20 protein-coding genes are annotated in these 24,144 nt (G+C 55.5%); 11 read left to right on the top strand and 9 right to left on the bottom strand.

The window, feature by feature from the left end:
• Positions 1 to 13: 13 nt before the first annotated feature.
• On the bottom strand, positions 14 to 553 hold the full coding sequence (locus tag JGC47_RS07980) for a YniB family protein (RefSeq protein WP_004157366.1): 540 nt from the start codon (positions 551 to 553) through the stop codon (positions 14 to 16).
• Between the two features lie 696 nt (positions 554 to 1,249).
• On the opposite strand from JGC47_RS07980, the gene JGC47_RS07975 reads away from it, so the two are divergent.
• From JGC47_RS07975 to JGC47_RS07965, 3 genes are all read left to right on the top strand, one after another.
• Entirely contained in the window at positions 1,250 to 1,849 is a 600-nt protein-coding gene (locus tag JGC47_RS07975; RefSeq protein ID WP_004157363.1) for a metal-dependent hydrolase, read from the top strand.
• A 151-nt stretch (positions 1,850 to 2,000) separates the two neighbouring features.
• The gene (locus tag JGC47_RS07970; protein WP_004157362.1) at positions 2,001 to 3,395 is read left to right on the top strand and encodes an L-cystine transporter; all 1,395 of its coding nucleotides are present in this window, start codon (positions 2,001 to 2,003) and stop codon (positions 3,393 to 3,395) included.
• Positions 3,396 to 3,633: 238 nt separating this feature from the next.
• Positions 3,634 to 4,047 (top strand): DUF6515 family protein, encoded by a 414-nt coding sequence (locus JGC47_RS07965; protein WP_004157361.1) that lies wholly within the window; start codon positions 3,634 to 3,636, stop codon positions 4,045 to 4,047.
• Between the two features lie 61 nt (positions 4,048 to 4,108).
• Here the strand turns inward: JGC47_RS07965 and osmE are convergent, their stop codons facing one another.
• Positions 4,109 to 4,444 (bottom strand): osmotically-inducible lipoprotein OsmE, encoded by a 336-nt coding sequence (osmE, locus tag JGC47_RS07960; RefSeq protein ID WP_004157360.1) that lies wholly within the window; start codon positions 4,442 to 4,444, stop codon positions 4,109 to 4,111.
• A 186-nt stretch (positions 4,445 to 4,630) separates the two neighbouring features.
• Here osmE and JGC47_RS07955 point away from each other — a divergent pair, with 186 nt between their 5' ends.
• The 3 genes from JGC47_RS07955 to cho all read left to right on the top strand — a co-directional run bounded on the left by JGC47_RS07955 (position 4,631) and on the right by cho (position 7,793).
• Positions 4,631 to 5,821 carry a Bcr/CflA family efflux MFS transporter gene (locus JGC47_RS07955; protein ID WP_004157359.1) on the top strand — a complete coding sequence of 397 codons (1,191 nt, stop codon included), beginning with the start codon at positions 4,631 to 4,633 and terminating at the stop codon, positions 5,819 to 5,821.
• Positions 5,822 to 5,946: 125 nt separating this feature from the next.
• A complete protein-coding gene (nadE, locus tag JGC47_RS07950; RefSeq protein ID WP_004157356.1) occupies positions 5,947 to 6,774 on the top strand; it encodes an ammonia-dependent NAD(+) synthetase in 828 nt (275 codons plus the stop codon).
• A gap of 149 nt (positions 6,775 to 6,923) precedes the next feature.
• Entirely contained in the window at positions 6,924 to 7,793 is an 870-nt protein-coding gene (gene cho / locus JGC47_RS07945; RefSeq protein ID WP_004157355.1) for an excinuclease Cho, read from the top strand.
• 127 nt (positions 7,794 to 7,920) lie between these two features.
• On the opposite strand, the gene spy is transcribed toward cho, so the two are convergent.
• The 6 genes from spy to JGC47_RS07915 all read right to left on the bottom strand — a co-directional run bounded on the left by spy (position 7,921) and on the right by JGC47_RS07915 (position 14,819).
• On the bottom strand, positions 7,921 to 8,409 hold the full coding sequence (gene spy / locus JGC47_RS07940) for an ATP-independent periplasmic protein-refolding chaperone Spy (RefSeq protein WP_004157350.1): 489 nt from the start codon (positions 8,407 to 8,409) through the stop codon (positions 7,921 to 7,923).
• 332 nt (positions 8,410 to 8,741) lie between these two features.
• Positions 8,742 to 9,743, bottom strand: a complete 1,002-nt coding sequence (gene astE, locus JGC47_RS07935; protein WP_004157347.1) for a succinylglutamate desuccinylase — start codon at positions 9,741 to 9,743, stop codon at positions 8,742 to 8,744.
• A gap of 51 nt (positions 9,744 to 9,794) precedes the next feature.
• Positions 9,795 to 11,120 carry an N-succinylarginine dihydrolase gene (astB, locus tag JGC47_RS07930; RefSeq protein WP_004157344.1) on the bottom strand — a complete coding sequence of 442 codons (1,326 nt, stop codon included), beginning with the start codon at positions 11,118 to 11,120 and terminating at the stop codon, positions 9,795 to 9,797.
• Positions 11,117 to 12,586: a succinylglutamate-semialdehyde dehydrogenase gene (gene astD / locus JGC47_RS07925; protein WP_004157343.1), complete on the bottom strand. Its 1,470-nt coding sequence runs from the start codon at positions 12,584 to 12,586 to the stop codon at positions 11,117 to 11,119. The genes astB and astD overlap by 4 nt, the downstream gene beginning before the upstream one ends.
• Positions 12,583 to 13,617, bottom strand: coding sequence for an arginine N-succinyltransferase (astA, locus tag JGC47_RS07920; RefSeq protein ID WP_004157340.1), 1,035 nt, complete (start codon positions 13,615 to 13,617; stop codon positions 12,583 to 12,585). The genes astD and astA overlap by 4 nt, the downstream gene beginning before the upstream one ends.
• A complete protein-coding gene (locus JGC47_RS07915) occupies positions 13,614 to 14,819 on the bottom strand; it encodes an aminotransferase class III-fold pyridoxal phosphate-dependent enzyme (RefSeq protein WP_004157339.1) in 1,206 nt (401 codons plus the stop codon). The genes astA and JGC47_RS07915 overlap by 4 nt, the downstream gene beginning before the upstream one ends.
• An 847-nt stretch (positions 14,820 to 15,666) precedes the next feature.
• On the opposite strand from JGC47_RS07915, the gene JGC47_RS07910 reads away from it, so the two are divergent.
• Complete coding sequence (locus tag JGC47_RS07910; RefSeq protein ID WP_004157337.1) at positions 15,667 to 16,740, top strand: porin OmpC; 1,074 nt, start codon at positions 15,667 to 15,669, stop codon at positions 16,738 to 16,740.
• A gap of 106 nt (positions 16,741 to 16,846) precedes the next feature.
• On the opposite strand, the gene JGC47_RS07905 is transcribed toward JGC47_RS07910, so the two are convergent.
• Positions 16,847 to 18,325 (bottom strand): YchO/YchP family invasin, encoded by a 1,479-nt coding sequence (locus JGC47_RS07905; protein ID WP_004157336.1) that lies wholly within the window; start codon positions 18,323 to 18,325, stop codon positions 16,847 to 16,849.
• A gap of 400 nt (positions 18,326 to 18,725) precedes the next feature.
• Here JGC47_RS07905 and icmH point away from each other — a divergent pair, with 400 nt between their 5' ends.
• Genes icmH through tagH form a run of 4 tightly spaced genes read left to right on the top strand, consistent with a single transcriptional unit; the run spans position 18,726 to position 23,980 of the window.
• Positions 18,726 to 19,949 carry a type IVB secretion system protein IcmH/DotU gene (gene icmH, locus JGC47_RS07895; protein ID WP_004157332.1) on the top strand — a complete coding sequence of 408 codons (1,224 nt, stop codon included), beginning with the start codon at positions 18,726 to 18,728 and terminating at the stop codon, positions 19,947 to 19,949.
• Positions 19,949 to 22,060: a type VI secretion system membrane subunit TssM gene (tssM, locus tag JGC47_RS07890; protein WP_004157330.1), complete on the top strand. Its 2,112-nt coding sequence runs from the start codon at positions 19,949 to 19,951 to the stop codon at positions 22,058 to 22,060. The genes icmH and tssM overlap by 1 nt, the downstream gene beginning before the upstream one ends.
• 12 nt (positions 22,061 to 22,072) lie before the next feature.
• A complete protein-coding gene (gene tagF, locus JGC47_RS07885; protein WP_004157329.1) occupies positions 22,073 to 22,771 on the top strand; it encodes a type VI secretion system-associated protein TagF in 699 nt (232 codons plus the stop codon).
• 36 nt (positions 22,772 to 22,807) lie between these two features.
• Positions 22,808 to 23,980, top strand: coding sequence for a type VI secretion system-associated FHA domain protein TagH (gene tagH, locus JGC47_RS07880; protein WP_004157327.1), 1,173 nt, complete (start codon positions 22,808 to 22,810; stop codon positions 23,978 to 23,980).
• Positions 23,981 to 24,144: the final 164 nt, after the last annotated feature.

The raw sequence follows: 24,144 nt of genomic DNA, 5'->3' as shown, positions 1-24,144 counted from the left end.
CGCGTGGAGTTCTTTAACCGATAAACCCGGCCAGCTTGAGCACAAAAAATCCGGCTACCGCTACCATCGCCGGGAGGATGTATAAAGGAAAAATCTGTAAAAGGAAGGTGTGGCGCGGCACCACTATCTTCTCTTCCAGCTGCGCGCGGGTATGCCCTTCAGCACCCCGTGCTTGTTCGATAATCATCTGGTCTTCAATCCCTTCGCGCAGAAAACGCGCCTGCCGCCACATCCGTGCACCGGAAGCCTGCATCGCCAGCCCGACAAATATCAGCATATAGATCCCCCAGAACATCAAATTACTGCCATTGTTGAAGTCTGGTACCGGCGAGTTCTGCCAGAATGCAGAGAGAAATTGGGTGTTGAAGTGGATCATATTGATCATCACATGAGCAAAATCCTGCATCACTGCGTTAATGCCGCTGCGCTGTTCACGGCTTTTTTCCAGAAAAACCATCAGGGATATCAATGTAGAGATGAGCGCCGGAATAAAGATGATCCAGCCAAGGATCCGTTTACCGATCGCAACCCTGCCAGCCTGTTGATAAGTCATGCCTTCTCCTGTCTATCAGTTAGTGTCTGTCAGTTTACAGTGAGTTTAACAAAAGCGCCTGTCACAATATTTTCACCCCCTTCCTGATACTAAGGCGGCATAATCGGTCTCGCTCCTGCTTTACCGCTGTCTGTGCGGGTAGCGGGTAAAAGAATTGTTTAACCTTGCCGACCGTTCCGCGGTGCTGCTCTCTGCCGAGTCGCTTCCTCACTGAAGCCTCATCCCCAGGTTTCCCCTGATACGGCGAGGCGTTTAGCGGGAGATCCCCTCAGGCGCGTAACGCTTGAGGGCGGGTTTAACGGCATGATCGCCATCAAAACTGCGCGCAGGCGTTCCAATGTGGTAGCTGACAGCGCCCCGGCGGTCGACAGGCGCTGGCTTTTGGCAGCGGTCAAACCGGGCAGCCCGGAACAACTCACGCCTCATCATTTACAGGTCGCCAGCCGAACGGGATGGGCTGGATCGCTAACCAAATGCCATAGCACAAAGATGCAGGATGACTGCGGACGCAAACGGTTAATCAGCCTCACTTCCCAGGCGTGGTAACCCGCCAATTGCGCCGAGTTAATCTCTCAAACTGGCACAGCACGCACACTTTTACCGGCTATTTATCTTTGGTTACAGCGTCACATATTTATTCTACTGTATATATTCCCTATACTGGATGCATTGACAGTTATGTAGCCAGGTGTTCCCATGACGGCCGAAGGCCATCTTATTTTTGCCATTGCCAGCGCGGTATTTGCCAAACGCGCCGAACTGACCCCAATACTGGCCAGCGCTGACTGGTGGCATATTATTCCCGCCACGCTCCTCACCTGTTTATTGCCAGACATTGACCATCCGAAGTCCTTCCTCGGGCAGAGGCTCAGATGGCTTTCCTGGCCTGTCGCGCGGGTTTTCGGCCACAGGGGCTTTACTCACAGCCTGCTGGCCGTGGGCGGCGGTGTTGCCCTGCTCCAGCTGAAATTACCCTCAGACTGGCTGTTCCCGGCAGACGTTTTACAAGGCATGGTGCTGGGCTATCTGAGCCATATTGTTGCAGATATGCTTACCCCTGCCGGCGTTCCCTTGCTGTGGCCCTGCCGCTGGCGCTTTCGCCTGCCGCTACTGAGAAGCCAAAAAGGCAACCAGCTTGAGCGCCTGCTGTGTCTGGTGCTGGTCGGTTGTGCCATCTGGTTGCCACCCGGTATGCCGCCGTTTGGTGCATCAGGGTGGACTACCCGGGCCATCAGCGATGTGCAAAAAGGCTTCACCCAAATCATTGAGCGTTATCAAGCCCCTGAAAAGGGATAAAGCACTAAAAGTTATAAGTTATTCTTTTTGGGTATAAAGCCGCTATCGCGGCAAATGATAATCTTTCCGATTCTTATTTACTTACTATGCGACAGAAATAACTGTCTTCTACCAGATCGCTTTGTGGTCTGTTTCTTTGGAGAGAATGGAAATGAATTTTCCACTAATCGTTAACCTGGTCGCGTTTGTCGCGCTGCTGCTATTGGTAGCGAAAACAGGGTCAGACTGGAGCCTGTCAAAAAAAGTGCTCTTCGGTCTGGCAACCGGGGTGCTGTTTGGCCTGGCCCTGCACACCTTTTATGGCGAAAACAGCCCGGTGATTAAACAGTCAGTCAGCTGGTTTAATCTGGTGGGTAACGGCTATGTGCAATTGTTACAGATGGTGGTGATGCCGCTGGTGTTTGTCTCAATTCTCAGTGCCGTAGCCCGCCTGCATAATGCCTCATCACTGGGCAAGATAAGCCTGCTGACGATTGGCGTGTTGCTGTTCACCACCGCCATTTCCGCCTGCGTTGGGGTATTCGTCACCTGGTTATTCGGCTTGAATGCGGAGGGGCTGGTCCAAGGCGCTCAGGAGAGTGCGCGTATGCTAACGATCCAAAACAACTATGCAGGCAAGGTGGCCGATCTCAGTGCACCACAGCTGCTGCTTTCTTTTGTGCCTAAGAACCCGTTTGCCGACCTGACGGGGGCAAATCCGACGTCGATCATCAGCGTGGTGATTTTTGCTGCCTTCCTGGGTGTTGCTGCGCTGCAGCTGCTTAAGGATGATGCGGAAAAAGGCCGGCGTGTCATCAAAGCGATTGATACGTTGCAGTCCTGGGTAATGAAACTGGTCCGTCTGATCATGACGCTGACGCCTTACGGCGTGCTGGCGCTGATGACTAAAGTGGTCGCCACCTCAAACATCCACGAAATTATCAAGCTGGGCGGCTTTTTACTGGCATCCTACCTGGGCATCGCCATCATGTTTGCCGTACATGCCCTGCTGCTTTCTGGCAACGGCATCAACCCTCTGCGTTTTTTCCGCAAAGTCTGGCCGGTGATCACTTTCGCCTTCACCAGCCGTTCCAGCGCCGCCACCATCCCGTTGAGCGTTGAAGCACAAACCCGCCGGCTGGGCATTCCGGAATCGATTGCCAGCTTCGCCGCCTCATTCGGTGCCACAATAGGGCAAAACGGCTGTGCGGGTCTCTATCCGACCATGCTGGCGGTGATGGTTGCCCCCACCATAGGGATCAACCCGTTTGAGCCGATGTGGATCGCCTCTCTGGTAGCGATTGTCACGCTGAGTTCAGCCGGCGTGGCCGGCGTAGGCGGTGGCGCGACCTTTGCCGCACTGATTGTTCTGCCGGCAATGGGGCTGCCGGTAACGCTGGTGGCGCTGCTTATCTCAATTGAACCCTTGATTGATATGGGCCGCACTGCCCTTAACGTCAATGGATCCATCACTGCGGGTACCCTGACCAGCCAGTGGTTAAGACAAACTGACCAGCAAATTATGAATACCAACGCCGATAACGAGGCTGCCCTCGCCCAACGTTAATTGCCGCACTGCGGGTCAGCCCCCCTGCTGACCCGCTCCTGCCACCAGCTCAATGTGGCAAGTCAACCTGACGCCTCGCCCCTCTTTCGTGCCCTCTTCGCGGTCAGAAAAACCCGCTTCGCTGATAGTGTAAAGAAAACGTTAAGCGCTGTAAGCGTTAGCAACCAGCCACGAGTTGACGCTTGTTTTTTCGCCAATGCAGGCGGATGCTGGATAGGGTAAAAACAGGAGAAATCCTATGAAAAAGGTGATGATTAGCTTTCTTGCCTTAACGCTATTGACCCCGGCACTGTCATCAGCACATCACGTCGACTGGAAGCCCCCCCACGGCTGGCACCAGGGGGGAGGCTGGAAACCGCCGCCGCCCTGGCATCACAATTGGAGACCCGCTGAACCGCGCCGTCTGGTGATACTGCCTGCCGCCGCCGCCGCCGTTATTATCGGTGGGCTGACCTATTATGTGCTTAACGGCAGCTATTATCAGCGACAGTACGACAACAGCTATCGGGTGGTCGATCCGCCGGTAGACAACAGGGGTGGCATGCGGCCGCTTGATTACGATGGTGAACGTTTTTACGTACAGGGAGGGCACTTTTATCGCCGGAATATCAACGGTCAGTATATTGAAGTATCGCGCCCAGCGGGCCTGTAAGAGTCATTTCAAGGCGAAAAAAATGGTCACCGTCGTGACCATTTTTCGTCTTTAGCTGGGATTACTGTTTTGCTTGTGGATCGGTATCGTACTCTTTACAGCTCTGGAAGCCGTAATTCATCACGCGGCCCGTATCAGAATAGCTGACGAAGTAAGTCTGTAGTTTGCCGTCACGTTCACCCAGCACGTAGGTCTGACAGGTGCCGCGGGCATAAACCATGGTAATTTCGGTAGACGCGGGGCCGGCAATATCACGCACCTGCTGACGGGTCATTCCTTTTTTCACATCCTGTACCACCGGCTTTGTGGCATAGCTTTGCGCACGGTCGTAAACCGTACAGCCAGACAGCACGGCAAGCGTTACCGCAGCAGCAATCAATCCCGTTAACTTACGCATTTACTCTTCCTCTGCTCTTATCAGTGTGCTGATAAGTCTGGAATATAAAGTCAGATTTATCAACTTTATGGCGGCAAATTATTATCAGTTTATGCGCGTCCTACTTATAATACAGCGGATCGGAAGGCACGTTCATCTGCACATGGTGCATCGCCAGATCTGTCGCTCTTTTATTAGTGAGGAATCATGACAACCGCACACAGTAAACGCCTTGGTTACGCTGTCACTCTCGGCCTGCTGGCGGCCTTAGGCCCGCTCTGCATCGACCTGTACCTTCCTGCTTTGCCGGAGCTGGCTGGCGACCTCGCCACCACGACCGCAACCGCGCAGCTTAGCCTGACCGCCGGGCTGCTGGGGCTGGGGTTCGGCCAGCTGTTTTTTGGCCCGCTTAGCGATAAATATGGTCGCATCCGTCCCCTGCTCATCTCGCTGTTGCTGTTGCTGGTTGCCTCTGTCGGCTGTGCGCTGGCGCAGGACATCCACCAGCTGCTACTGGCGCGTCTTTTGCAGGGACTGTCTGCTGCCGGTGGTGCGGTGTTATCACGTGCTGTCGCCCGTGATATGTACCACGGCCATGAACTGACCCGCTTCTTCGCCCTGCTGATGCTGGTTAATGGCCTGGCGCCGATTGTCGCACCGGTCATCGGCGGTGGGCTGATGGCATTTCTCAACTGGCGTGGGCTGTTTATAGTGATAGCCCTGATTGCGCTGCTGCTGCTAATCCTGTCACGCGTCAAACTTGATGAAACCCTGCCTGACCAACGGCGCAGCCAGGGCACTGTTTTCTCCGCGTGGGCGGCGCTGGGCCAGGTCGTTACCCAACGTCAATTTATGGGCTTCTGCCTGACGCAAGGGTTTATGATGTCCGGCATGTTTGCCTATATCGGCGCATCACCGTTTGTCCTGCAACAGATTTATCATCTCTCACCCCAGGCTTTCAGCCTTTGCTTTGCCGCTAACGGCGTTGGCCTGATTATTGGCGCGCAAACAGGCGCCCGTCTGGCACCACTGTGGGGTGAGTATCGTATCCTCAAGGGCGGTTTGACGCTGGCGTTTATCTCTTCAGGTAGCCTGTTGCTGGCGGCGATGACTGCCGCAGCGTTACCGCTGGTGCTGGTCGCCCTGTTTTTCAGCATCACCAGCACCGGGGTCATTTCAGTTACGGCCTCTTCGCTGGCGATGCAAAGCCAGGGGCATCGGGCAGGCAGCGCTTCGGCGGTGATTGGCGTGACCATGTTTACCCTGGGTGGCATTAGCGTTCCGCTGACCGGGATGGGGGGGACTTCGTTACTGACAATGAGCGCGACCCTGTTCGGTTGCTATATGCTGGCGATTATGATGTTTAATCTGATGGCGAAAAAAGCGCAAAACGGTTGATTTATCACCATTCTTGCCATGATTGCAGGATTGACTGTTGTGGTTGTGCGCCATGCGCGTTAGCTTTGCATCAAGCAAAACGAAAATGGCGACCGTCTTTCGGCGCTGAATCTGAGGAGAGGTAAATGGCTCTGCAACAGGACATTATTAAGGCGCTGGGCGTTAAACCCACTATTGATGTCGGGGAAGAAATCCGCACCAGCGTTGAATTTCTCAAGTCATATCTGAAACGCTATGCATTTTTAAAGTCTTTAGTGCTGGGGGTGAGCGGCGGGCAGGACTCCACGCTGACGGGTAAACTGTGCCAGATGGCCGTCAGTGAACTGCGCAATGAAACTGGCGACGACAGCTACCAGTTTATTGCCGTCCGTCTTCCTCACGGCGTACAGGCTGATGAACACGATTGCCAGGATGCGATCGCTTTTATACAACCAGACAAGGTTATCACGGTAAATATTAAGGCGGCGGTGCAGGCCAGCGAGCAGGCTTTGCGCGAAGCGGGCATGACGCTGTCTGATTTCATCCGTGGCAATGAGAAAGCGCGCGAACGAATGAAAGCCCAGTACAGCATCGCCGGAATGACGGCGGGCGTGGTGGTCGGCACCGATCATGCAGCCGAAGCCGTCACCGGATTCTTCACCAAATATGGCGATGGTGGCACCGATATCAATCCCATCTTCCGGCTGAACAAAGGCCAGGGCAAGCAGCTGCTGAAAGCGCTCGGCTGCCCGCAACATCTCTGGCTTAAACACCCGACGGCCGATCTGGAGGACGACCGGCCTGGTTTGCAGGATGAAGTGGCACTTGGCGTCACTTATGAGATGATTGACCGCTACCTGCAGGGTGAAAACATTGAACCGGCGGCAGCGAAAATCATTGAAGACTGGTATGTAAAAACCGAGCACAAACGCCGCACGCCGGTGACGGTGTTTGACGACTTCTGGAAAGGATAAACGCCATTCCGGGCGGCGCGACCCACAAAGCGCCGCCCACAAGCAGTCCCGCCGTTGAGGTTGTCGCTGGCTGATTACCAGCAACAAAAGCTCCGCCCGTCAGCCACATACTGCTATACTGTTCGGATAAACAGTAACCGGAGCCAGTAGTGGTCAGAAAACCTCTTGGTCCTCGCGCAGAATTCGACGCCATGACCATTTATCAATATCCCGAACAGCTGCGTCCGTGGCTTGAAGCGCTCCCCAAATTGCCCGGGGTATATGTGTTCCATGGTGACAGTGAAACAATGCCGCTGTATATCGGCAAAAGCGTCAATATTCGCAGCCGGGTGTTATCCCATCTGCGCACTGCCGATGAAGCCCGTATGTTGCGTCAGGCAACCCGTATCAGCTTTATTACTACGGCAGGAGAACTGGGCGCTCTGCTGCTGGAAGCACGGATGATCAAGCTGCAGCAGCCCTTATTCAATAAACGACTGCGCAAAAATCGCCAGCTCTGCGCCTTGCAGATCGCCGCCGGATCCCCTCAGGTGGTGTATGCCAAAGATGTGGATTTCTCCACGACTTCTGGCCTGTACGGCTTGTACGCTAACCGCCGTGCCGCGCTGGAAACCCTGCAAAAAATTGCCGATGAACAACGGCTCTGTTATTACCTGCTGGGTTTGGAAAAAATGCGTTCGGGGAATGCCTGTTTCCGTTTCGCGCTCAATCGTTGTGCCGGGGCATGCTGTGGGACAGAGACCCGTGCAGCGCACCAGCAGCGCTTACTTTCAGCGCTGGAGGCCGTGCGTGTGCGGTGCTGGCCATGGCCTGATGCGGTCGCGGTGCTGGAGCAAAGAGCCGGACAAACCCAGTATCACGTCATCAACAACTGGCTGTATCTCGGTTCGGTCAGCAAACTGGAAGACGCCGCAGCGCTGTGCAGCACCACTCCCGGGTTTGACAGCGATGGCTATAAAATACTGTGTAAACCGATGCTGGCAGGCAAGCTGCCGATCGTGCCGGTGTCAAAAGCTTAACAAGCTGGACGATGGCAACCCACGTATCGGTAGCCTGAAGTATAACGGATGGCAAAACCGCCGGGGAAGCCCACGGCCATTGAGGCAAATGAGCCACATCGGCGGTTTCAGATCGGGTTAACGCCACTCAGTCGTCGGCAGGAGGCATTCTGTCCTCATGCTGCGGCTTTTCTGCCAGACGTTTCTCAAAGTTCTGATTAAACTGTTTTTTCTGCTCGGGAGTCAGCACGTTATACAGTTTATTCTGCGTTTCCAGCATCAACAGCGTGCGCTGCTTGCCGTTGGCAGACATTTGCGTAGCCTGAGCTTCCGCTTTGGCCCGGTCAAAGCTGTCGGCAGCAATAATGCTGTGCAGGTTACGGCGATCTTGCAGAGAAGGACGTTGCATGCCTTTACGCGCGGCTTTCATAATGTTGCGCACTTGCAGTTTCTGCGCATCGCTCAGATTCAGATCTTTGAACATCTCATGCGGGCCTCCGTGACGTGGCGGCTTGTGCATCACAGAATTATCAGCCCCCGCCGGCGGTGGCGTGAGATTATCTGCCGCGGCATGAACGAGATTGGCAGCGCCGAAAGCCAGCGTGGCGGCAACGGCGATAGCGGTTAATTTATGCATGATATCTTCCTTATTTATTCCGTGCTCAGGCGGTTGACCTGTCGTGAAGTCGGAAATAATTTTACGACGCTGAACGTCAACTACTCAAAGCGTGAGTAAAGCCGTGAAAGCATAAAAGACAATTTGCTGGCAATGATGAAGATAATGCGAAGGATCAGGTGAGGAATTGCAAAAAAGTGTGTTCTGACAGGTGTTTATGCAAGAATCGCGCAGAAGTGTAATCTGCCTGAAAGGATAGTGAAAGGAAAAAGATAACCCCTTTACACTTTTCTGCCGGTTTTCTGCGTTCACGGCGAAAAGGGGAATGTGGCGCGTCTGGCCACATTTTTGCATCACAATGCCGTCCTGCACGCCGCTGATGGCGTATTGTCCTCGACCAGCATCAACCCGGCGCGCAGCCCGATGGCCACATCTGGGTTAGGGAATAACACGTACTCCTGCGCCTGCTGCACAAAGAAGCGCTCTTCGCCATCCTCTGCCAACAAAGTTCCCTGAGGGTACAGGGTAAAATTCAGCGCTTCATCACTCAGATGCAGCACGAAACGGTCAGAGCGCCGGATAATCTGCTGTGATACCCGATAACGTCGCGGTGGCCGGACAGCGACAGGCAGTTCCCCACCGCTGATAAGCTGCTTCAGCGCCAGCTGCGCAGCAGCAAATTGACTGAGATCGTTGTGACCAAAAGGCAACGCCCGGCCCAGCTCCAGCGTACAGCTGGCGGCATGAAAATGTCGACAGCTGTAATCACTGAAGGTACCGCCCGGCGCCCGGTGCTGTACCAGCGCCTCAAGACCCGCAGCACTTAACCATGAGATAAATTCGTTGGGCCACGGCGTTGCGCGCTGTGGCAAAACGCCAAAGCGCTGGTGATAAGAACCGCGGATTGCGGTATGCATATCGAGATGCCAGCGCACCTCATCATGGTCGCCAGCCTGCCAGAAATTCTCCATCGCCTGCTCCAGGATCCATGCGCGACGGGCTTCGGGGCAGTCTTCATACTGTTGCCAGCGCCCGCCAAACATGCGGTTCATATCACCATGCACATAGCGTCGGTTGAGCCTGAGAGCGACCGGATTAGCGTATATCACCAGCAGACGGGTTTGCAGTGCCATTTCGCCACGCAGCAGGGCGGTAACCAGCTGCTCAACCATTTCTACCGGTGCGGTTTCGTTGCCGTGTATGGCGCTGGAAACCACCAGCGCCATCGATGCGGTATGATGAGGCGTCAGCTCGAGTATGCCGACATGATGCCAGCGCCAGCTAAGCCGATCGTTACGTCCTTCCGTTTGCACTGGCTGCGCGCCGGACAGAGTCAGTTGAAGAAAATCCCGCATGTATTCCCCTTAGATTGGATCGCCGTTCAGCACCGATAGCCAGAGAAAGCCCTACTGCTGAAAACGGTAAACATGACCTAAGTCTAGCAGCCTGGTGAGTTCATCAAGCGCTGCGCGCACTTCCAGCAGTAATTGTGGGTCTGCCAGATCGGCCTGCGTCAATCGGTCGCGGTAGTGGCGTTCTACCCAGTCGCTTAGCGTCGCAAACAGTCTGTCATTCATCATCACCGCCGGGTTAACCGCCGCCTGCTGCCGTTGATTAAGCACCACGCGCAGCCGCAAACACGCCGGCCCGCCGCCGTTGCACATGCTTTCGCGCAGATCGAAAACCTTGAGCTCATCAACCACTCCTTGCCGGGCGACCAGTTCCGTTAGCCAGCCCCATACACCCGCGTGGCGGCGTGCCTCTTCCGGCAGCACCAGACGCATTTTGCCGTTATCTTTGCTGAGCAGCTGACTGTTAAACAGATAGGTTGCGACCGCATCTTCCACGCTGACGCGCCGTTCGGGAACTTCGATGGCGTTAAAGCCAGGCACTTTCTCCACCAGCTGAGCCATTAGCCGGGGCTGGTCCAGGAACGCCCGCTGGTGACAGAACAGGGTTTGCTGGTTGCTGACGGCAATGACATCGTTATGAAACACGCCGCAATCGATAACGGCCGGGTTTTGCCGGGCATACAGCGTTCGCGTCGGGTCCAGCTGATGGAGCCGGGCGACCGCCTCACTGGCTTCGCGCGTCTGCCGCGCCGGGTAACGAACCGGGCTGACGCCGCCATCCTGCCCACGGCCATAGACAAACAGCTGCACGCCAGGCTCGCCATAGCCGTTACTGAAACGATTATGGTTCGCCGCCCCTTCATCGCCAAATTGAGCCACCTGCGGTAACGCATCATGCACGCTGAAATGGATATCATCACGGAAGATGGCGCGCAGCAGTGCGGCCGTGGTTGATGCTTCCATTGACCGGTGAAATGCGTTGTTCAGGTTGGCAACGGTAAAATGCACCCGCCCGTCAGCACTGTCCACCGAAGGTGAAACCGTGGCCGCGTTAGCCACCCACATCGCCGAAGCCGAGCTGGCGGCGCTGAGCAACTGCGGAGCCTGTTTCGCAGCCTGCGCAAGGAGCCGGGCATCGCCACCGCTGAAGCCAAGCTGGCGCAACACCGCCAGATTGGGCCGCTCGTGGGGCGGAATAACGCCCTGGGCATAACCGAGGTCGGCGAGGGCTTTCATCTTCATTAGCCCCTGCAAGGCTGCCAGCTTCGGGTTAGCAACCCGGTACTGGTTTCGCGCCGAAGCTTCATTGCCAAACGCCAGCCCGGCGTAATGGTGAGTCTGCCCCGGTAAACCGTCAAAATTCACCTCGCGCGCGCTCATTCTGCCTCCTGACGCGCGCTAAAATGCAGCCCCGGCGACAGGCTGGCAGGCAGAATTAAATCTGCTGAAGCCAGCGATGCCATCGGCCATGCGCAGTAGTCAGCAGCGTACCAGGCGCCGGGCCGATGGTTGCCGGAAGCGCCGATACCGCCGAAGGGTGCGGTGCTGGCGGCGCCGGTCAGCGGTTTATTCCAGTTGACGATCCCGGCGCGGGCCTCGATCAGCAGCCGTTCGAATTTCTCACGCTGCGGGGAGATCAGGCCGCACGCCAGCCCGTAGCGGGTTTGATTGGCAAGACGAAGAGCATGGTCAAAATCGTCATAGCGGATCACCTGCAATAACGGTCCGAATACTTCTTCATCCGGTACAGGGCCGGCGTTGGTCACGTCAACAATGCCCGGCTTCAGCAGGGCAGTACCGCGATCTGGCCAGCGCATCAGCAGTAGCACTTCTCCACCGCCATCAACGCGTGCCTGCCACTCTGTATAGATTTTTTTGGCGGCCTGAAGTGAAATCACGCTGCCCATAAACGGCTGCGGCTCATCGTTCCAGCGCCCAACGCGAATATCAGCCGCCACCGCCACCAGCCGCTGAAGGAAAGCATCGCCAGCCGTACCGCGTTTCACCAGCAGACGCCGTGCACAGGTACAGCGCTGCCCGGCGCTGATAAAAGCCGACTGGATGGCAATATGTACTGCTGCATCAATGTCGTGCGGATCTTCGACGATCAGCGGATTATTTCCCCCCATCTCCAGCGCCAGCATTTTCTCAGGTTGCCCGGCCAGCTGGCGGTGCAGCTGATAACCTGTGGCGGCACTGCCGGTGAACAGGATGCCATCTACCTGTTTTTCCTGTGCCAGCGCCTGGCCGGTAGCGCGACCGCCCTGCAGCAGATTCACTACTCCACAGGGTAGTCCGGCAGCAAGCCATAAGCGCATGGTAATTTCTGCCGTTAGCGGCGTCAGTTCACTTGGTTTGAATATCACGCAGTTACCCGCCAGCAGGGCAGGAACAATATGGCCATTGGGCAAATGACCGGGAAAATTATAGGGTCCGAACACCGCCATTACCCCATGCGGTCGATGGCGCAACAGGCTTTCCCCATCTGCCCGTTCTGAGCAGCGGGCATGCCAGGAACGCAGTGAAATCGCCACCTTATTGACCATCGCCTGAACTTCGCTTAACGACTCCCAACGCGGTTTGCCGGTCTCGCGCGAGATGGCTTCGCTCAGTTCTACCCTGTTTTCTTCCAGCAGCGTGGCAAACCTTTCCACTATCGCCTGGCGTTCAACAAACGGGTGCCTCGACCAGGCCGGAAAAGCGCTGCGGGCCGCGTCGCCAGCAGCAGCAATCTGCAAGGTGCCTGCGGCTCTGCCCTGCCACAGCACGTCAGCCGTTACCGGGTCGGTTTTGATAACATCTTCGCCGCTACCGGCTAGCCACTGGCCATTAATACAGTGCGTCATGCTTTTTTCTCCTCACGACAAAGTGCCACCACGCGCAGACTGTCGCCCGGCTGGCTGCAGAAGATTTCCGCCTCGGCGGACGTCACGCGGAGGCTGTCAGCACGGGGATCGGCGGGCAGCAGCATCGCGCGAAAATGCAGGTAATTCTCATTGGCCACCAGGCACAGCGGTAGCGGGTCACGGCGCGAGTCGTCGATTTCCATCTTCAGCAACCGGCTTTTACGGATGGAATGCACCCTGTCGATTTCGCATTCCAGCGTCGGGCCGCCGTCGAAGATATCGATATAATGTTGAAACTGGAAACCCTCCGCCTCCAGCAAAGTACGCGCCGGTGCGGTGTGCGGGTGCACCTGACCAATAACCGCCTGCGCCTCAGGCGAAAGGTAGTCGATATACAGTAGGTGCTTTGGCATCAGCTCGGCGATAAAGGCCTTCTGCCCGGTGCCGCACAGATAGTCAGCATCGCTAAATGACATCGAGAAGAAGCGGCTTCCTACACTATCCCAGAACGGTGATCGCCCGTGTTCATCGATTACCCCACGCATTTCAGCCACCACCCTGTGCATAAAATGTTGAGGGAAACCGGCCATAAACAGAAAGCGCGATTTGGACAGCAGATATCCGTTTTTACCGTCGCGATGATCCGGATCGAGAAACAGCGAACACAGCTCGCTGCTGCCGGTGTGATCGTTACTTAGCGACAGCGTGGGCAGCATGTTGTACACCTTCAATTGTTTGGAGGCGTGGACCTGGCAACCGAGGCGAAAGTTGTACCAGGGATCTGCTAAGCCCACTGCCACCTCGATGGCACAGATGCCCGAAGCCTTATTCGTCTCACTGTCGACCAGCACGAACACATATCCCTGTTTCGCACGCGGAAGCTTACCCTGCCAGGTAAGCAGCGAACGTTCGATACGCGCTGCCAGCGTGTCGCTGTCAGCCGGCAGTGAGGTCAGCCCCCCGCCGGTTTTTCCCGCCAGAAACAGTAGCTGCGCCAAATCATCTCGTGCAACGGGACGGATATACATCATACGCTGGCTCCTTTTGCTACGGCGCGACGGGCGCGTTTGAAACACACCAGCCCTTTTTGCACTTTCCGCTGTGAAATAATGATCGAAGGCGCAAAATGCACGACGTCCGCGCCGGCCATCACTGATATCAGCCCTTCGCGGGCAGCGGCATGGCCGATCAATTTCGTCTTGCCGCCAGAGTTCTGACGCTGCACGCAGCCAATCAGCAATCCCAGCCCACCCATTTCACTGAACATATGCAGGCGCGGATACATCACCTGCAGCGCCACGATAAACCCGCGGTGGCGCCCGCTCACGCCACTGAACGCCTCCGGGCAGTTGACCAGTTCGCTCACTTTACCGCCCACCGCACCAGCCACGGCATTAACGCCATCGTTGGTAACGTGACTGCCAACATTGAGATGTGCTGCCAGCGCTTCAGGGTTTAGCATGGCGGCCAGCGGGAAGCCGCCGCCGGGCGCTTCTGCTGTGGTTGGCACGTCTGGCGTATGGCCGTAGCGCTTACGGGCGTACAGCGAGCCGATAGGTCCCACGCCGCCTGGCGCTTTATCAAACATCAGCAACGCCTCATGCCGGTCGCAAAGTTCGCGCAGCCCGTGCAGAAAAGCAGTTTCGACGAGGCTCTCGCTGCCCTTCCCCTGCACCGGCTCGACGATCGCCGGACGGGTTTGAGGGGTGATCGGCGCCGCCGCCGTGAGATCGTTATTAGCTGCATGAGTAATGCCGACCGGCAGTGGGGCAAAGCGTTTTGAATTGGCGGGCTGCCCGCCGCCAGTCGCGGTGAAAAGGGTGCAGGCGTGAAACGCCTCGATGCCATTTATTCGTTCGGGACCCGGGTAGGGAGCCGCTTTGCAGGTCAGCTTTACGGCCGCCTGACTGACTTCGGCAGCGGCATGACAGAAGCACACGCGGTCGATGAAAGTGGCAGTAATCCGTTGTTTAGCCAGGCGTAGCATGGGTTCAATGGTACAGCCATTGCCGGTATGCCGCAGTTTCTCTGCCAGCTGCCGTCGCGTTTGTTGTCGCCTGAGGTGGGCGAGTACGGAGCCACTACCGGCAATGACATCGGCAAAATCACCAGATGATTTTCCCTGCTGCTGCCATAACCTCGATCCTCCGGCTTTCGCCGGGACGAGATCAGCCGGAGCACAGGTGGGCACAATCCATTGATCGTCGTCTTGACGGGTGACTGATAGTTGCATAATGGCCTCTGCTGTCGCCTTGCTCCGCCCACGGCAGAGGAAACAGAAAGTGTGATGAAGGTTAAAAATGCTGATTCATCACAACTCAACTGTAGATTGCACACTGCATGCCATCCACAGAGAAAATGCATACATCAAACACTGGCAAATAATTTCAACAACTTAGGTCAAACATTTATTCAAGGTTGATGCATAAAAAGTGAATAACAATCGGCAATGCGCGGCTTTACAGCCTTTTTATCAGCACAATTATGCACTGCTAAAATAAATGCCAAATCTGTGATCGCCGCCGGAAATGTATGGCAAGTAATAGTTATCCTATGCACCACAAAGTATCATCTGCACCAGGATGACTCACCAATATGACGCATCATGTCAGTCAACTTCATTGCAAATATGATAATTCCGCTGATCATTATTATCCTGGCAGTTATTTTATGGCTGTAATTTCAGCCAATTCCATATCGACATCAGTCTTTAACAGAAATTTATTTCTCTCGGGCAGAAAAAACTGCACAAGATCTTTTTGCACAAAAACCAGGCTAATTCTGATATATATATAAGCTCAGGTTATCTTCATATAAGATAATAATGTTACTCAGTTGTAACAACATGCTGATTATATTCAGTTTAATATAAAAAATTGCACTCAAATCTCTGCACAATTCTGTTTTCTTCCCGCTTCCTCCTCCCCCGTTATGTGTGCATAAACGGTGCTGAAACTCGGCGAAAATTTGCATGAAATAAATTGTTACAAGTAATGTGTTTTTATGACACACTTATTTATGTCATTTTCAACAGCGCACATTTAGTCAAAAACCTTATAATATACAGACAGGATTGGATAATGATGAAGCGCTGTTCCATTGCATTAGCGTTAACGGCTTTACTGGCGTCTACCAACGTAGTAGCCGCAGAAATTTACAACAAAGACGGAAACAAGCTCGATTTAAATGGCAAGGTCAATGCAGGGCGCGTGTTCTCTGACGATGACAGTAACAATGTGGACGCCTCATACGCCCGCCTGGGTTTCAAAGGTGAAACGGTGCTCGGCGAAGACTTTACCGGTTACGGTCAATGGCAGTACCAGTTTCAGCTGAACAAATCCGAAGGTAGCGATGCGGTGAGTGGTGACAAAACCCGTCTTGGCTTCGCCGGTCTGAAGTACGGTAAATGGGGCTCAATCGACTATGGCCGCAACTACGGTGTGGTCTACGATGTGCTGGCCTGGACCGATATGCTGCCGAAATTCGGCGGCGATGCAGGTAACACGGACGGGTTCCTCGCGGGCCGCGCAACGGGGCTTGCAACCTGGCGCAACAGTAATTTCTTCGGGCTGGTTCACGGCCTGGACGTGGCCTTACAGTATGAAGGCAAGAATGAGCGCACCTCAAGTCAAGATATCGCCGTGCGGCGCTCGAACGGCGATGGCTATGGCGCCTCCGTCAGCTGGACGGCCGATTCAGGCTTTGGCGTGGCCGGTACCTATGCCAATCTCGGCCGTACCACGGCGCAAAATAACGCCAGCTTCGGTAAAGGCGAACGCGCAGAACATTGGGCGGCTGCGGTAAAATATGATGCTAACCAGCTCTATCTGGCAGCCATGTACGGCAATACCCATAACGCAACGCCGATCGCCGGAGGCTTTGCCAATAAAGCGGTGAATTTTGAAGCCGTCGCGCAGTACCAGTTCCTCAATGGCTTACGCCCTTCTCTCGCCTACGTCACCTCGCGCGGGAAAGACATCGAGAACATCGGTGAGGCAGATCTCTATAAATACATTTCTGCAGGCACTTACTACTACTTCAACAAAAACTTCCTGGTCTACGCAGAATACAAATTTAATCTGCTCAAAGACGACAACCCGCTTGGCCTGGCCACGGACGATGTCACCGGCGTTGGCGTGAATTATCAGTTCTGATTGCAGTGCAACCGTCAACGGGCTGGCCGGTTATCTGGCCAGCCTGTGCCGCCCCTCGCAGCAGCACATCAGTTATTTCTTCCCACCGATGTATTGCCCTGTCAGGCTAAAAATTGAAAGGTCCCCCGTCCGCTGACCGTAGCGTCATTGGGGGTGACAGCTTCAGGGTGATCCAGTTAGAGGTAACCCGCTGCTGTTTGCTGTCTTCGATGGTCACCGACAGATGCCAGCTATTACTGGCCCCCTGCTGGCCGTTCCAGGCAGGAATAATGATACTCCAGCCTTGGGTGTCAGTGTTATTGGGCGGCGGTGTCAGACTCAGTGCCTGGGTATCACCCTGCCAGCTGACAGCCTTGATCGCATTACTGTGGGCAATCTGTAATTTCAACTGCAAGGTTTCCCCTGGCTGCAGCCGCCACGGCGGCGTAGCGAGGAACACGGACAGCGTTTTGAGCTGGCGGAACGCCATAACCGGTGAATTATTGCGATTAACGCTATCGTAGCGGCTGCCGCTCAGTGACTGCGCCACCGCCACGTTGTCTGCCGACAGCTGTTGGCTAAGCGCCACGCCGAGGCGGTAATTCATTTTCAGCGCAAACTGGTCCTGCGACTCACCGCCATCACCTTCTTTATGACTGGCCGACAGGGTAAACAACGGCACCGGCGTATAGTTGATGCCAAGCGATACTGCAGCCGGATTGGCTACCGCATTGCCACTGTTAAAGAGATCGACAGCATCGCCCAGATACTGTTCATAGCGTAGCGAGACCCCCAGCTGACGATAAAATGGCAGATAACCACGGGTGGTAATATCATAACCACGCGCCATACGCATCGGTGCGCTATTGCTGTGGTTGCGCCAGCCCGAAAGCGGGTGATAGTAGTTAGCGGAGAAGCGCAAATAATCACCCCAGGCTTCAGCACCCAGCGAACCGCGTTGTCTGTCTGAACCCAGCAGGCTGTCAACAAAGGCGTTATAGCCGACTCGCCAGCTGCCGGCAATCCAACGCTGCCCCAGCCCTGCATTGCCCACTGTGCCATATCCGCCCTGTTCAATACCCAGCTGGCTGAAGGTCAGATACTGGTCGTTATCCTGCCACGGCGTTACCAACTGCGCCGAGGAGCCATCAAAGCTGCCGTCATCAGATAGCATCAGAGAGACGCTGGCGCGACCATAAGGGGATAACAATTGCTCTCCTTCACTGGCTGCACGCTGTTTGGCCTCATCACGAAAGCGATTGAATACCCAAATCCCGGCTTCCTCACGCCATGACCTGTCGCTATCACTGTTCATACTGGCTTCACCAATACTTTTAGCGGCTTGAGCAATTTTTTCTGCCAGCTGGTTGTGATCGTCCATCGTGCCAAGTTCTGGTAATTGCTGCTGCATCTGCGCGAAGCGGGCGGGATCGGCGAAAGGCGCGTCGGGAACCCGCGCCCAATCGGTGAAAGCCAGGCACTGATTCAGCGGTAATCCGCCAACGACCAGCACGGCCGTCAGCGAAAAGGAAAGGGTCAGATAGCGGTAAAATTGGCTCATAACATCGTTGTCAACACTTTTTTTCGACGTAAGAGAGAGTTTCATCACAAAAACAGAGTGATAACTCTAACACAAACTGACAGGCTGTGGCTTCATGGACTGCGGTTCAGAAGAGATGAACTTGCGACACCGCTGAATCCCCGTTAACCCGCCGCCAGCAACGCTTTCAGGTGCTGCGGGCCGGATAACATGTTCACCTCGTCCCCGCAATGGTTCCCATTGCTAAAAGCCTCATGTAGACTAACTTGCAGATTTATCCTTAAGTAAACTTAACAATTTCAGGTGGTTTGCGCTTCACGCTTTATACGCAAGGTAATGCGCCAGAAAAAGCTGAATGCCAACCACACATTGTAGATAGCCAGGGACGGCAGTAAAGGCTTAAAGTCACTTTCAATCATAAATGACTTTTTGCCAACAGGCACACCGTTGAGAAAATAAGACCCTGATGACGTTGCAAGCTCCCGCAAATCCGGTTACGCCGGTCAGCCAGGATAATCTCCTGCTCGCTGCCGCTTTACCGTTGTTAAATGCGATTGTGCAGATCCGCCTGGCGGCCACTCACGACGACCCGTCAGGGTTACGTCACCAGCTGATCGATGAAATACGTCAGTTTGAGGCCCGCTGTAAACGGTCTGAACTGCCGTACGAAATGATTATCGGCGCCCGATATTGCCTGTGTGCAGTGCTGGACGAAGCCGCCGCACAAACTCCGTGGGGTAGCCGCGGAGTCTGGTCTGGCAATGGTTTGCTGATGACTTTTCACAATGAAAGCTGGGGCGGGGACAAAGTTTTCCAGCTGCTGACGCGAATTAGCCAAAAACCTGCCCAGCACCTGTTTTTACTTGAAGTGATTCATTACTGCCTGCTGCTGGGCTACGAAGGTCGCTACCGCAATATGGACAACGGGCGTCTGCAACGTGATGCGGTGCGTAGCCGCCTGGCAAAACTCATCCAAAGCGTGCGTGCGGCGCCTGCTACAGATTTGCTGCAGCCCTGTGAAGATTCCCTTCATTGCGCGCCGTGGCGCCCCCCGTTGCCACTTTTAGCCTGTATCTGTGTCACGGTTTTGATGGGCTGTTCGATCTTTTCCGCGCTGAACTGGCGGCTGGGGCGCGCCGCAGAACCGCTACTGCGGCAAATCTGGCAGACACCACTGCCGCAGCTGCCGGGCAGTAAGCGCGGAGCCGTCCCGCAAATTTCGTTCGACCTGCGTCAGCGCCTGAGCGATCTTATCGCCTCGCACCAGCTGAATGTCACCGAGGGTGACTACGGCAACAGGGTTATCCTGCCGGCCGACAGTCTGTTTTCCCCCCCGGGCACGGAGCTTACTCCGGAAGGTCGTGCGCTGATTGCCCGTGTCGCCAGCGCGATGGAATCACTCAAAGGGACCCTCCTTATTGCTGTTTACACCGACAACCGGCTGCTTCCTTCCACTCAGTTTACTTCAAACTATGAATATTCTGCTGCCCAGGCTCAGGCCATCAGCAACATGATGATGCAGTTGATCGCCCAGCCTTGTATCAATGTGCGTGCCGAGGGGCGCGCCGATAGCCGCGAGCTGTTGCCCAATAGCAGCGCGCACAATCGCGCGCAAAATCGACGCGTTGAAATAACCCTGTTTGCTGCACCTGAAAAAGACGATTGCAGCCACGCCGCGGGGAACAACTGATGCTGAACGCCTTTTATCCATTGCTAACACGCCGCCTCTTATGGGGGCTGATCGGTACCACCACCCTGTCGGCACTGATCTGGCTGGCCGGGCCGCTGCTTTTACTTCCTCATTTCCCCGCGCTCAACGTTGCACTGAGCCGCGGGCTACCAATCGGCCTGGTCTGGTTATCATGGTTTATGTTACAGCTTGTCCCGCAACTTTTTCGCGCCTGGTCTAACAGCAGACTCCTGACGCGGATGCAGCTCGACAAAGGAGTCAGCGCCCAGCTTCAGGCCAGCGAGGAAATGCTGGATAACCGCTTTAACGAAGCCACGCTTTTTCTGAAGAAAATGCAGTTTGCCCGGCGTAAGGGCTTGCTGGCGCGTTTCGGAACACAATATCTTTACCAGCTGCCCTGGTATCTGATTGTTGGCGCGCCTGGGGCCGGGAAGACCACGGCGCTGGTTAACTCCGGGCTGGAATTCCCGCTCGGCGACGTCTTTGGCAAAACGGCACTGCGCGGCGTTGGCGGCACCCGTCACTGCGACTGGTGGTTTACCAGGCAAGGTGTCCTGCTGGATACCGCCGGGCGTTATACCCTGCAAGAAAGCCAGCGCATGCGCGATGCCTGCGAGTGGCAGACATTTATCACTTTGTTGAAGCGTTATCGTCCGCGCCAGCCTATTAACGGCGTCATTATGACCATCAGCGTGGCTGACCTGCTGAGCAATTCCGCTGAAGCGCGCTATGCACAGGCCAGCGCGCTGCGCAGCCGCATGGCTGAATTACACCAGCAGACGGGCATTCACTTTCCGGTCTACGTGATGGTGACCAAAACAGATCTACTTAAAGGCTTTATGCGTTATTTCGCCACGCTGGATAAGAACCAGCGTCAACAGCTGTGGGGATTTGTCTTCCCCTGGCCCGCCAACAGCCAGCGAGGGCATTGTGCGGATGCCGTGTTCAACCGGCAATTTAGCCAGCTTTCATCCGGGCTGATGGCCGACCTTAGCGAAAAAATGGCTCAGGAAGCGGATCTGACCTTACGCGCCGAGTGTTTTCAGTTTCCACAAGAATTTAACGCCCTCAGACCGCTGCTGGCAGAATTCCTCGATATTGTTTTCTCAACGCAACAGGGCGAGATCTCCTGGGCTGCGCGCGGCCTGTTCTTTACCAGCGCCACACAGGAGGGTTTGCCCTTTGACCGGATCATGGGCGAGCTGTCGCGCAGACTGCAACTCCCTCATACCCAGCGACAGCCTATCGCCAGCTGGGACAGCATCAACCGCGATGCACCGATCCCGGCAAACAAGGGACAAAGTTTCTTTATTCACGGCTTGCTCAATGGGGTGATTTTCCCCGAAAGCCGGCTGGCGGGAAGCGATCGTTCATGGGAGCATCGCAACCGCCTCCTGCACCGGGTGGGGTACGCGCTACTGAGCCTTGCGTTGTTGATGGCATCTGCCCTGTGGCTGATCAGCTACGATAATAACCAGCGCTACCTTGACCAGGTTGCCGCCCGTCTGCCCGCGATCACCCAGCAGGCCAGCAGGCTGGGGGACGAAAAAAACGGTGACCTGTTTTCGCTGCTGCCTTTCTTAAATAACCTGGTCAAACTGCCGCAAAGCGATGCCTTTGCCTTCGATGATCCCCCCATCAGTATCTGTGCCGGACTGTATCGTGGCGATCAGATCAGCCGTGCGAGCTGGGGGCTGTATCGGGCTGCACTGCAATCGTTACTGCTGCCGCGGGTGGCACAAACTATCTCTGAGATCCTGCGTAATGACAAAGGGGGAGACGCCCTGTTCAGCAGTAATGCGCTGCGCGCTTACCAGATGCTTTATCAGCCACGTAGCTATGACGGCGAATTTTTACGCGGATGGCTGATGCAGAATTTGCAAAAAAATCTGCCTTCTGACGTCAGCCGCCGCCAGTTGCAACAGCTGAACTGGCATCTGATTCAGTTACTCGACCGGCAAATTCTCGGCTCACCTTACAGACAAGATAATGCACAGATGATGAAAATATTAGCCTCAAATCTCGATAATGCCGGAGGGCTGCCCCTTTCTGACATCTCCGCTGCTGTCGTCACGCATACAACGGTGCAGACTGGCGCTTTGCACCACTAGAAGGTGATTATTATGGCAGCAGCGCATCAGCTGGGATGGTATGGCAAACTTCCAACAGCGGGCGATTTCGTCCAGCAGGGGGGGCAGGAAGACGCGATCCACGGCTGGTCAAGCTGGTTTCAGGCCGGGCTGGTTTACTGGCATCTTGAACACGCCCGCCGCGATGAACCGTTCGGCCTGGCACCGATATGGAATTTTGCCGTGCCGGCCACCCTTGGCGTACAACGCGTACAGATTGGCTGCCTGATGCCCTCGCGCGATCGCGTGGGGCGTATCTGGCCGCTGCTGGCGGTGAAGAGCATCCCGCTGGAAGCGTGGCATCCCTCTCAGCTTGCTATAGCCGGTGACTGGTTTACGGAACTTGGCAGCGCCCTGTTTCAGGCGGTAAGGGAACTGCATAGCGTAGACTGGCTGGATCAGGCGCTGCGCGGCGTGGCTCCTTTGCCCCTGCCGAATAGCGGGCGCTCTGAAATTCTGGACGTGCTTGGCTATCACCCGCTGCCCTGCACGCTAAAATGGCCGGAAGTGGCCCGCCGCTTTAATCCGTTGCAGTACACCAGCTACTGGTGGACGAACCAGCAGGACGGCTACCCGCTGATTACGCACAAGCACAGTGGGATTTTAACTGCCCGACTGTTCGCTCAATTATTTCATCCAGCGGCTGGTTCGCAGCCGGGTCGCCACGGGCTTTATCCACCGATGTTTGACTAGCCTGTTCACCCTACGCACTTCAATGCAGGAAAACGCATGCGACTGACCCTTCTTCAGCACCAGACAGATGTTCCGCTCACGGCCTGTGATTTTGTCCCACCCGGTGGCACGATCGGCCGCAGCCCCGAAAACCACCTGGTGCTGCCCGATGCGGAGCGGAATATTTCGCGGTTGCAGGCACTGATCCATGTGGCGGCGGACGGCGACTGCCGCCTGACCAACCAGGGCAGCGTCACGGTCATTTTCCATAATGGCACACCGCTGGCTCGGGGCGTTCAGGTGAGGCTGGAAAACGGTGACACTATCGATATTGGGCGCTATAAAATGCGCGTCAGCGCTGTGCCACAGGTAACCCGTGGCGCAGCGTTGGGGCTGGACCCGCTTATCCTGTTCGCTGCAAAAGACGACAGCGAGCACGACGCGCCCGACATCCTGCAGCCCGTCGACAGCCCGGAAGCCTCTCTGCAAGAAATGCCCGGCCCGACAGGATCTGAAGAGCGTGCTGCCCGACAGAAGTTGGCAAGGCTTGCTATAGACCCGGTCGTCCACCAGGATGCCGGTGAGCAAAGCGCTCACCACGCGGAAGACCATTGTGAACAGCGCCTGCTGGCCGCACTGCTGGCCGGCATGGGGCTTGACGCCCGGCAGGATAAAATTCCGCTGAACGAAGAACAAATGTACACCACCGGCAGAATGCTTAGCCTGTTTTCACAGGGAACCGTAGCGCTGCTGTCATCGCGTTCGATTCTCAAACGCGGAGTTAAAGCGGATATGACCATGGTGCTGAATGAGGCAAATAACCCCTTCAAAATTTTGCCCTCCGGCAAAACGGTGCTGATGCAAATTTATCAAAGCCAGTTGCCAGGATTTATGGCACCTGAGCGGGCAGTTCGCGATGCGCTGGTTGATTTACAGGCTCACCAGCTGGGAATGATTGCCGGGATCAGAGCTATTATCGCCGCCATGCTGCAATCGTTTAATCCGCAACGGCTTCAGGACAGCGCTCATAAAGACAGCCAGCTGCCGCGTATCGCACTGAGCAGCCGGCGCAAAGCCGCACTCTGGGACTACTTCACGCGCCATTATCAAAATACCAGCGGTGACATTGAAGATGACTTCCATACGCTGTTTGGTGAGGCATTTTTGCAGGCCTATGATATGGAAGTGAGTCAATATAAAGACTCACAAACCCGGACGGAAGAGGGGTAGATATCAACCTGTAGCCAGCCACGGGGCGCAAAGCAGTGCCGGCGGGTATATGGTCGGGGAAGAGACCCGGTGACGGGCAAAAGGGCTTTACGGCGCGGCAAGTGAAACTGATGCGCCCCAGGGATGAGTTTTTTGCTCACCCCTGACGCAACGGTTGCTGTGGG

The sequence above is a fragment of the Erwinia amylovora genome, from assembly GCF_017161565.1.
In the GTDB taxonomy this organism is placed as follows: Bacteria; Pseudomonadota; Gammaproteobacteria; order Enterobacterales; family Enterobacteriaceae; genus Erwinia; species Erwinia amylovora.
Note: the sequence above shows the minus strand (reverse complement) of the source record. Positions and strands in the feature narration are given on the sequence as shown.